Genomic DNA, 10,345 nt, shown 5'->3' with positions numbered 1-10,345 from the left:
AAAATATTAGTAAAACGGATCAAGGAGGGAAGGAAGTTTGGTCTATTGACAAACGCTTGGCTATGTTTTTAGGAAAAAGCAGCCATTCTTTTGCGTGTTTTATTTGATCCCAGGATTTAAAATCACTTAGAAATTCTTTGTATTGGTATTGTAAATTTTTACCGCTAACGCCATAGAAAGACCCTATAGCATTACAATCATTTGTCTTGGAATCTATTGATTTATTTTAAAAAAACGCAAACTCTTGTGTTACCCGAGTCCCATCTGCTACTAAATTCCAATCTCTAAAAACCACTTGACCAGTATCTTCATTGAGCCATCTTCTGCGAGTGATGTGCAGATATACTTGGTGACCACGAATTGGAAAATCCTGAACTGTTATCTCATCGAAGAATCCTTTTAAACTTAATTTAGATTGACGATATTCTTTAGGGATTGAATTAATCTCTCTTAGGTATAGATGAAGTATTTCTTCTCTTTTTTCATAAGAAGTTCAACGATTATTTCGGGCAATAATAACTTGAGAAGTTCAACAAATGAATCTTACATTTCTATATAATTTAAAATACAAAAGTCAACATTTTTATATTTCCCCACAACTTTTAGAATTGATCCAAAGAAAGCAACAATAGTTTGACAATCTAAAGGCTGTTTTTGTATTGCACTGTCTTATATTTGTATCTGATTTGGAAATTTAGATACCAGCGTTTTAATTTTTTCTCTAATTTTAATCTTGATCTCGAGTTTTGATTTTTTATTAAAGACTCTTTTTTTGCTTAATAATGTAATTAAAACGTTAACTTATTCACTTCAAAATTAAAGAGATAAAAGAAAGTTATGATTTAAGTATTTTTTTATGTACTTTTGCACCCACAAAAAAACACAGATGGAATCTATTAGAAACATTGCAATTATTGCTCACGTCGATCACGGTAAAACTACCTTGGTTGATAAAATCATGTATCACTGTCAACTATTTCGTGATAACGAAAACACAGGTGATTTAATTCTAGACAACAACGACTTAGAGCGTGAAAGAGGTATTACAATTACTTCAAAGAATGTTTCAGTTCAGTATAAAGGTACAAAAATTAATATTATCGATACTCCTGGTCACGCCGATTTCGGTGGAGAAGTAGAAAGAGTATTAAATATGGCTGATGGAGTTTGTTTATTGGTAGATGCTTTTGAAGGGCCAATGCCACAAACGCGTTTTGTATTGCAAAAAGCAATCGATTTAGGATTAAAGCCATGTGTGGTTATTAATAAAGTAGATAAAGAGAACTGTACTCCAGAAGAAGTTCATGAAAAAGTTTTTGACTTAATGTTTGAGTTAGGTGCTACTGAAGAGCAATTAGATTTCCCTGCAGTTTACGGTTCTGCTAAAAACAACTGGATGTCTGATCACTGGGAAAATATAACAGATAATGTAGAGGCTTTATTAGATATGGTTATAGCAAATGTGCCTGCTCCTAAAGTTTCTGAAGGAACCCCACAAATGTTAATTACTTCTTTAGATTTTTCAGCATTTACAGGTCGTATCGCAATTGGTCGTCTAGAAAGAGGAGTTCTAAATGAAGGTATGCCAATCTCATTAGTAAAAAGAGACGGTACAGTAGTGAAATCTAGAATTAAAGAATTACATACTTTTGAAGGTCTTGGTCGTAAAAAAGTACAACAAGTAATTGCTGGAGATATTTGTGCAGTTGTTGGAGTAGAAGGTTTCGAAATTGGAGATACTATCGCTGATTTTGAAAATCCAGAAGCATTACAAACAATTGCTATCGATGAGCCTACGATGAGTATGTTGTTTACTATTAACGATTCCCCTTTCTTTGGTAAGGAAGGAAAATTTGTAACTTCTCGTCATATTAGAGATCGTTTGAATAAAGAGTTAGAGAAAAACTTAGCCATGAAATTGGGTGAAACTGATTCAGCTGATAAATTTATGGTTTTTGGTCGTGGCGTACTTCATTTGTCTGTTCTTATTGAAACCATGAGAAGAGAAGGTTACGAATTGCAAATTGGTCAACCACAAGTTATCATCAAAGAAATTGACGGTAAAAAATGTGAACCAATAGAGGAATTAACAATCGACTTACCAGAAACTCTTTCTGGTAGAGCTGTAGAGTTTGTTTCTTTCCGTAAAGGAGAAATGTTGAGCATGGAAACTAAAGGGGAACGTATGATTATTAAATTTAATATTCCATCTCGTGGAATTATTGGATTGCGCAACCAATTGCTTACTGCAACTGCTGGTGAAGCTATTATGGCACACCGTTTTATAGGATACGAACCTTACAAAGGAGAAATTTCTGGACGTAACAAAGGGTCATTAATTTCTATGGAAAAAGGAAAAGCAATTCCTTACTCTATCGATAAATTACAAGATCGTGGTAAGTTTTTTGTTGAACCAAATGCAGAAATCTACGAAGGTCAAGTAATTGGAGAAAACTCTCGTGGAGATGATATGTGTGTAAACGTAACTAAAGAGAAAAAACAATCTAACGTTCGTTCGTCTGGAAATGATGAAAAAGCAAGAATTATTCCACCAATTATTTTCTCTCTTGAAGAAGCTTTAGAATACATTCAAAAAGACGAATATGTTGAGTGTACACCAAAATCGATTCGATTGAGAAAAATACATTTAACAGAAACTGATAGAAAAAGATTTAAAATATAATTGATAAGTACAAAAAAGCGTTTCAGAAATGAAACGCTTTTTTATTGTAACAACTTGTAAACTTTGTACCTTTGCCACTTTGATACTAAAATTATGATTGAAATAGGAAAATACAACACGCTAACAATACTTAGAGAAACTAAAGTTGGTTTATATTTAGGCTTGCCCGAGGAAAACAAAGACCCTAGTAAAGACATTTTATTACCTATAAAATATATTCCAAACGAATTCGAAATAGGTGAAGAACTTATTGTTTTTGTATATCTAGACCATGAAGAGCGACCTGTGGCAACAACGTTAGAACCTTATATTTTGTTGAACGAATTTGCACTTTTGCGTGTAAATTATGTAAACCAAGTAGGTGCATTTATGGACTGGGGAATGGAAAAAGATATTCTAGTTCCGTTTAAAGAACAGGCAAGACCTATGGAAAAAGGAAAACGCTACTTAGTTTACCTTTATATGGACGAAAAAACAAACCGATTAGTCGCCTCTAGTAAAACAAATCAGTTTTTAAACAATGATAATATTACTGTCGAAAACGGAGAAGAAGTCGATCTAATAGTTTCTCATATTACCGAAGTAGGGATTAATGTGATTATCAATGAGCAGCACAAAGGGTTGCTTTATAAAAATGAAGTATATGACGATTTGCGAACTGGCGACAGGATTGTAGGTTACATAAAAAATATTCGCCCAGACGGAAAAATAGATGTATCGGCAACAAAATTGGGTTTCGAAAAAGTAGAGCCAAGCGCACAAATTATTCTAGATGAGCTAAAAGCCAGTCGTGGTTTCCTCCGTCTAAATGATGATTCTCATCCAGAAGACATTAAAACAGTCTTAAAAATGAGTAAAAAAACCTTTAAAAAAGCAATAGGTACTTTGTATAAAGAAAAACTAATTGAGATAAAAGAGGACGGAATATATTTGGTAAAAGAGTAAAAATAAATAAAAAAGCATTTTCTATAATGCTAATTATATTATTTTTATTTGCTTTTTTATTCAATCTGGAAATAAAAAAGCAAATAAAGGGTGTTTTATAACTTATGTCGTTTGGCACAAATGAATTATTTTTACATTAAAATAAATACACATGAATAAAATAGATTGGAAAACGGTTCGAGAATTTGAAGATATAACCTACAAAAAGTGCAATGGTGTAGCTCGAATAGCTTTTAACCGCCCTGATGTACGCAATGCTTTTCGTCCTAAAACTACGGCCGAATTATTACAAGCATTTCACGATGCGCAAGAAGATACTTCTATTGGTGTTGTTTTGCTTTCTGCCGAAGGACCATCTAGTAAAGACGGAGTGTATTCTTTTTGTAGCGGAGGCGACCAAAAAGCACGTGGACAACAAGGTTATGTAGGAGAAGATGGTTATCACAGGTTAAATATTCTCGATGTGCAACGACTCATTCGTTTTATGCCTAAAGCAGTTATTTGTGTTGTTCCAGGTTGGGCAGTGGGCGGTGGTCATAGTTTGCATGTAGTTTGTGATTTAACTTTAGCCAGTAAAGAACATGCTATTTTCAAACAAACTGATGCCGATGTGACAAGTTTTGATGGTGGTTATGGTTCTGCTTATTTAGCAAAAATGGTAGGTCAGAAAAAAGCTCGTGAAATTTTCTTTCTAGGACGCAATTATTCCGCTCAAGAAGCTTTCGAAATGGGTATGGTAAATGCTGTAATTCCTCATAATGAGCTAGAAGATACCGCCTATGAATGGGCACAAGAGATTTTAGCTAAATCTCCAATGTCTATAAAAATGCTAAAATTTGCAATGAATCTTACCGATGACGGTATGGTCGGACAACAAGTATTTGCTGGCGAAGCAACTCGATTAGCTTATATGACTGATGAAGCAAAAGAAGGAAGAGATGCCTTTTTAGAAAAAAGAAAGCCTAATTTTGAAAAAAAATGGTTGCCATAAATAATATTAGCCTTTCGATTTATCAAAAAAATTCAAATATCTGAAGTTTTTTGATACATCTAAAATTTAATAGCATAAATCTAATATTAAAATGAAACACTGGATACAAGCCGCACGATTACGAACCTTACCACTTTCTGTTTCTGGAATTATGGTAGGAAGTTTATACGCATTAGCTAACCCAACAAATGATATTCTTACTCCAACCCAAGTATTTAGTTGGATAATTTTTGGTTTTGCAATGCTAACAACGTTAGGATTACAAATACTTTCCAATTTTGCAAACGATTACGGAGACGGAATTAAAGGAACCGACAATAAAGACAGAATAGGACCAATAAGAGCTATACAAAGCGGTGTGATTACACCAGCTGCTATGAAAAAAGCGATGATAATTACAGCAATTCTAACTTTTGCCTCTGCAATTTTGCTCATTTATTTTTCGTTTCATGACAAGCATTTGTGGTATTCTTTGTTTTTCTTACTGCTGGGTGGTTCAGCTATTGTAGCAGCAATACGATACACAGTTGGAAATTCAGCTTACGGATACAAGGGTTTTGGAGATGTTTTTGTTTTTATTTTCTTTGGTTTAGTAAGTACTTTGGGGGTTAATTTTTTGTATTCTAAACAATTCGATTGGCAATTAGTACTTCCAGCCTCGGCAATAGGATTGTTAAGTGTTGGCGTACTTAATTTAAATAATATGCGAGACGAGGTTTCTGATGCAAAAGCAGGAAAAAACACATTAGTTGTAAAAATGGGTGGCGCAAAAGCTAAAATTTATCATTATTGTTTAATTATTACGGCAATGATTTTGATTTTGATTTTTGCTATAATTTACAACGGAATAGGTTTCAGAATCGATCAATATGTTTTTTTAGTAGCTTATTTTCCGTTATTAAGTCATTTAAAAACGGTTTATAATTGTTCAGAGCCACGAGCTCTCGATCCGCAATTAAAAAAACTAGCCATTAGCACTTTTTTATTATCATTAATTTTGGCAATGGTTTTAATTTTTTAAAATGTTTAAAAAAACGATCCGACTACTCAATTCCATATTTATCAATCAAATAAATTAGTGAGGTCATTGTTGCTGCACCTAATTCGAGTTCTCTTTTATTAATAGCATCAAACTTATCATTTGCTGCGTGGTGGTAATCGAAATAGCGTTGAGTATCTGGATATAAACCCGCTTTTATAATTTTTGTTCCTGTTATTGGTTCTATGTCTGAACCACTATGCCCTTTAGTAAAACTATGAATTAAATAAGGTTCGAATAAACTTTTCCAATTAGAAATTCTAGCAAAATTAGCGTCATCAGTTTCTAAAGAAAAACCTCTTGGCGAAAACCCGCCTAAATCACTCTCTAAAGCAAAAATGTGATTTTCGTTATTTATTTGTGCTAATTCTTGGTATTTTTTTCCGCCTCTACCACCATTTTCTTCATTCATAAACAAGACAACTCTGATGGTGTTTTTAGGTTTGTACTTTATGTTTTTAAAAATATTTGCTACTTCTATACTTTGCACACAACCAGCTCCGTCATCGTGAGAGCCATCGGCGAGATCCCAAGAATCTAAATGTCCGCCCACTACAATGATATTTTCAGGGTGCTCTGTTCCTTTTATTTCTCCAATAACATTATAGGACAAAACTTCTTCCATTTGCTGACAAGATTGCTTTAAATAAAATTTTAATTTTGAGTTTTCTTTTAATGTTTTACTTAATAATTCGGCACCATTAGTGCTAATTGCGGCTGTTGGGATATATTGTGTTTTAGGAATATCATCATAACTTTGTGATCCTGTATGCGGAAAATCATCTAATCTAAGGTTTAAAGAACGAACAATAGTGGCAACAGCACCATATTTTGAAGCCTCTTTTGCCCCCGACCATCTTTGGTCGCCTGCTGCTCCATAAGCATTCATGCTTTCTATTTGAGTATTATCCATTGGGCGATTATAGAAAACTATTTTGCCTTTTATTTTATCAATTCCTAAAGTTTCTAATTCTTTGATAGCATGTACTTCGATAACTTGGGCAGTAATTCCTTTTTTTGAAGTTGCCACCGACCCACCAAGTGCGCAAACTGGTACTTTTACTTTGCTTTTATGGTCTAAAATATAAGCTGTTTCTTTTTCGCCACGAACCCATTTTGGTACCATAACTTCCTGAAGATATACTTTATCGAATCCTCCCAATGCTTCCATTTGTGATTTTGTGTATTCTACCGCTTTTTGTGCGCCAGCAGACCCTGATAATCTGTGTCCAATTTTATTAGACAAATCGTCTAACCACGCATAACATTTAGAATTGGTTAATGCCGATTTGTATATTTCTTTTAACTGATTTTGATCAGAATTTTGAGCAAACCCAAATAGTGAAGTAAATAAAAGCAGGAACGATAATTTTTTCATCTGAAGAAGTCATTTTAGTGAGTAGTAAAGTAACAAAATAAAAAAGTCTCAACAAAATTGAGACTTGGATATTATATGACTTATGTTTTTACCACAGATTGACAGATTAATAAAAAAATATGCGAATTTGCGGTAAAAAAAATAGTTAGCAATTGTATTTATTTCCCATCTACATAATCTTGTAAATAAGAAAATCTTTGGGTAAGTTTTCCTTTTTCGGTAATTTTTGCTCTTTGCAAAATTCCGTCTTTATCATTATTGTAAAAAGCAGGAATTACGTGTTCTAAAAACATTTCTCCAAAACCTTCGCTAGCATCTTTAGGCAATTCGCAAGGTAAATTATCTACAGACATAACTACAATAGACCCTGGATGCATAAAATCGACTTCTTTGTGTTCTGACGGATAATAACCAAAAAAGGGTTGTGCGATAGTTGATGCTTTAAGCGTACAAGCCACAGGGCCATCTACATCGCAAGAAATATCTGCCACAACTTTTATCTTATTATTTGCCGCTTTTAGCATTTCTCTAGATAAAATTACTGGGGCACCATTTCCGTAAAAATGTCCTGCCATAAAAATATCAGATACTTTTGTAAAACGTTCGAAATTTGAAGTGTACAATTCCGGATTGGCATAAAAATCTTGTTTATCGAAAGGTTTTCCGTCTATTCGTTTGTTATAATCTTCTAAATCGATATGAGTATAAACGGGTCTGTCATAGTTTTTGGTTAAATAATTTTCGATAGAAACTTCTTTAAGTTTCATGGCATCGAGCATTTCTTTGGCACCAAGCCCCACTTTTCCGTGACCTGTAAGCATAATTTTTATGTTTGGCAAAACCATTCTTTGCAAACGTTCTACGAGTGCGTTTTTGTCTTTTAATGTTTCGGCTTTCGCCAAATTAAATAACTCAAACTTTATTCCAAAAGCACGAATTCCGTTGTAAGCCCCTACAATTCCTGCATAACGTCCAAAACCTATTAAGCGATGGTTTTTTGCATCGACTATTGTTTCATGATCATATAATTCGATGTTTTTTTCTAAACAAGCCAATAATAATTTTCTGTTATAAGGTTGTTTTTTGATTGTGTGCGAGAAGAAAAAATATTTTTTATTTGGGATTAAGGCATCAATAGGAACTTCTTTAACTCCAATTAAAACATCACAATCAGAAAGATTAGTTGTAATATCGAAACCTAATTCGCTATATTGTTCATCATTAAAAATACGAATATCTGAAGATTCAACTTTTATTTCGGCCAGCGGAAATTGTTGTTTTAATTTTGCCAATTCTTCGGGTGTAAAAACAACGCGTCTGTCTGGCGGATTTTTTCTTTCTTTTATAAGTCCAAATTTCATTGTAATTTTTTTTATTTTCAGAATAATTAGTGTTAATTATTTTAAAATTTGATGCAAATATAACGCAATACTAACTTGAAACAAATGAAAATAATTGTTTAAAACCTATTTTGATTCCTAGTTTGTTTATTTATATTTGTTTTATATACAAGTTAAAATGATATTGAAAACAAATATAAAAAATATCTTACTTTTTGCAATTATAACTATCTGTTTTTCATGTAGTGAGAAGAAAAAAGCATTAAAAAAGAAGGAAGAAAACAAAATAGGTTCATTATATACAATGCAACCTTTTGATAATAATTTGCCAGATTTGAAATCTTCCGAAAAGGAAAAGTTACGACAAACCATTGAAACGTTTTATGTTAAAAATTATATACCAAATGATTTTTCAGGAAGTATTCTTATCGCAAAAAACGGACATATTATTTATGAGAATTATCGTGGCATGTCTAATTTTGAAGAAAAAACACCAATAACTGACCAAACGCCGCTTCATATTGCATCTATGAGTAAAGTGCTTACTGCAACTGCAGTTTTTTTGCTTATAGATTCGAAAAAAATAACTTTAGACCAAAAAGTAAATACCATTCTTGATGATTTTCCGTATCCAGAAATTACAATAAGAACTTTACTAAATCATAGAAGCGGATTGCGCAATTACAGTTATTTTACCGATAAAAAAATAGTCTGGAATCAGAAAGATACTTTGCAAAACAAAGATTTAATTTCTGTTATAAATAAAAACAATATCGATTTAGAATATAAAACAGATACTCATTTTGCGTATTGTAATACTAATTATGCTTTTTTAGCCTTGGTAATCGAAAAAATTACTAAAATGGAGTATCGTACAGCTATGAAAAAACTCATATTCGAACCATTGGCCATGAAAAACACTTTTGTTTTTGATTATAAAAAGGACGGAAAAAATAGTAGTCAATCTTATAAAGGAAACAAAATTAAATATGCTTATAATTACCTAGATGGGATTTACGGCGATAAAAATATTTATTCGACCCCAAGAGATTTGCTTAAATTTGATATGGCGACCTACAATTCTAGTTTCCTAAATAAAAAATTATTAGCCGAAGTTTATAAAGGTTACAGTTACGAAAGTAAAGGGACTAGAAATTATGGTTTAGGGATTAGAATGTTAGAGTGGAAAGACGGTAAAAAAATGTTTTACCACAACGGTTGGTGGCACGGAAGCACATCTGCTTATGTGAAACTAAAAGACGAGAAGGCTACATTAATCTGTATATCAAATAAATACACGAGATGTACATATAAATTAAAATTGCTTTCAAGCTTATTTGGCGATTATCCTTTCGAAATAAAAAGTAAAGAAGAAGGTTTGGAATAGAAATTGATTTAAATTCATTACTTTTGTAAACCAAAATGGGGTCGACTGGTTTTGACAGCAAGTCGAATTGAATTGTAAGCATGTGGAGAACTGGAGTAATTCTCGTAAATAAAAGGCTCCAAAACACTTACACGGCGAAGGAAACTACGCTCTTGCTGCATAATCTGAATCATAGTAAGATTAGCCACGTTCCTACAAGGTAGGAAAGCAGGATTTACCTCGAAAGCTCTGGTTTATAGCGTTCGATATAGGTGAATCGTAAATTTAAACCTAGAAATAGTTAAGCTTCGGGACTATTTTGAAACTAAGAAGATAAGCTTTGTGTTGCTGTTCTTGGCATACCACACGGTCGAAAATTTAATCGAGAAATAAACATGTAGAAAGCTCTTTAGTTGCTTGTTTGGACCCGAGTTCGATTCTCGGCGACTCCACAAAATTAAACCGCAATACCTTATTAATTAAGTGTTTGCGGTTTTTTTTGTTTCTTAATTTGTGCGATTTTTGTATTGTGGTTAAAAACTAACCTGATAACTAATGCCAATTTAGCTTTAAAAATACTGGGATATTTATTGAGGATATTGT

Annotated in this window: 8 protein-coding genes and 1 other RNA gene; 6 read left to right on the top strand and 3 right to left on the bottom strand. The window is 32.8% G+C overall.

Features of this window, described 5'->3' with window-relative positions:
* Positions 1–226 precede the first annotated feature (226 nt).
* On the bottom strand, positions 227–436 hold the full coding sequence (locus B0A57_RS12500; RefSeq protein WP_420287330.1) for an ISAon1 family transposase N-terminal region protein: 210 nt from the start codon (positions 434–436) through the stop codon (positions 227–229).
* 450 nt (positions 437–886) lie between these two features.
* Between B0A57_RS12500 and typA the strand changes: the two genes are divergently transcribed.
* The 4 genes from typA to menA all read left to right on the top strand — a co-directional run bounded on the left by typA (position 887) and on the right by menA (position 5,640).
* Positions 887–2,683 (top strand): translational GTPase TypA, encoded by a 1,797-nt coding sequence (gene typA, locus B0A57_RS10435; protein WP_011962640.1) that lies wholly within the window; start codon positions 887–889, stop codon positions 2,681–2,683.
* 93 nt (positions 2,684–2,776) lie between these two features.
* Entirely contained in the window at positions 2,777–3,628 is an 852-nt protein-coding gene (locus B0A57_RS10430) for a CvfB family protein (RefSeq protein WP_034097738.1), read from the top strand.
* Positions 3,629–3,779: 151 nt separating this feature from the next.
* Complete coding sequence (locus tag B0A57_RS10425) at positions 3,780–4,619, top strand: 1,4-dihydroxy-2-naphthoyl-CoA synthase (RefSeq protein WP_011962642.1); 840 nt, start codon at positions 3,780–3,782, stop codon at positions 4,617–4,619.
* Between the two features lie 91 nt (positions 4,620–4,710).
* A complete protein-coding gene (gene menA, locus B0A57_RS10420) occupies positions 4,711–5,640 on the top strand; it encodes a 1,4-dihydroxy-2-naphthoate octaprenyltransferase (protein WP_011962643.1) in 930 nt (309 codons plus the stop codon).
* A gap of 22 nt (positions 5,641–5,662) precedes the next feature.
* Here menA and B0A57_RS10415 read toward each other — a convergent pair whose 3' ends face one another.
* Both B0A57_RS10415 and B0A57_RS10410 read right to left on the bottom strand, forming a co-directional pair.
* A complete protein-coding gene (locus tag B0A57_RS10415) occupies positions 5,663–7,036 on the bottom strand; it encodes a M28 family peptidase (RefSeq protein ID WP_011962644.1) in 1,374 nt (457 codons plus the stop codon).
* A 158-nt stretch (positions 7,037–7,194) separates the two neighbouring features.
* A complete protein-coding gene (locus B0A57_RS10410; protein ID WP_034097742.1) occupies positions 7,195–8,397 on the bottom strand; it encodes an NAD(P)-dependent oxidoreductase in 1,203 nt (400 codons plus the stop codon).
* Positions 8,398–8,554: 157 nt separating this feature from the next.
* Between B0A57_RS10410 and B0A57_RS10405 the strand changes: the two genes are divergently transcribed.
* Both B0A57_RS10405 and ssrA read left to right on the top strand, forming a co-directional pair.
* Complete coding sequence (locus B0A57_RS10405) at positions 8,555–9,763, top strand: serine hydrolase domain-containing protein (protein ID WP_011962646.1); 1,209 nt, start codon at positions 8,555–8,557, stop codon at positions 9,761–9,763.
* Positions 9,764–9,800: 37 nt separating this feature from the next.
* Positions 9,801–10,197, top strand: a transfer-messenger RNA (tmRNA) gene (gene ssrA, locus B0A57_RS10400).
* The last annotated feature ends 148 nt before the right edge of the window (positions 10,198–10,345 follow it).

It is taken from the genome of Flavobacterium psychrophilum DSM 3660 = ATCC 49418 (assembly GCF_002217405.1).
In the GTDB taxonomy this organism is placed as follows: domain Bacteria; phylum Bacteroidota; class Bacteroidia; order Flavobacteriales; family Flavobacteriaceae; genus Flavobacterium; species Flavobacterium psychrophilum.
The sequence above is the reverse complement of the archived record's forward strand: the minus strand, read 5'-3'. Positions and strand labels throughout refer to the sequence as shown.

Bases quoted from the DNA above. Each gene is read 5' to 3' on its own strand.
- typA (WP_011962640.1), top strand. From the start codon at position 887: ATGGAATCTATTAGAAACATTGCAATTATTGCTCACGTCGATCACGGT.
- B0A57_RS10430 (WP_034097738.1), top strand. From the start codon at position 2,777: ATGATTGAAATAGGAAAATACAACACGCTAACAATACTTAGAGAAACT.
- B0A57_RS10425 (WP_011962642.1), top strand. From the start codon at position 3,780: ATGAATAAAATAGATTGGAAAACGGTTCGAGAATTTGAAGATATAACC.
- menA (WP_011962643.1), top strand. From the start codon at position 4,711: ATGAAACACTGGATACAAGCCGCACGATTACGAACCTTACCACTTTCT.
- B0A57_RS10415 (WP_011962644.1), bottom strand. From the start codon at position 7,036: ATGAAAAAATTATCGTTCCTGCTTTTATTTACTTCACTATTTGGGTTT.
- B0A57_RS10410 (WP_034097742.1), bottom strand. From the start codon at position 8,397: ATGAAATTTGGACTTATAAAAGAAAGAAAAAATCCGCCAGACAGACGC.
- B0A57_RS10405 (WP_011962646.1), top strand. From the start codon at position 8,555: ATGATATTGAAAACAAATATAAAAAATATCTTACTTTTTGCAATTATA.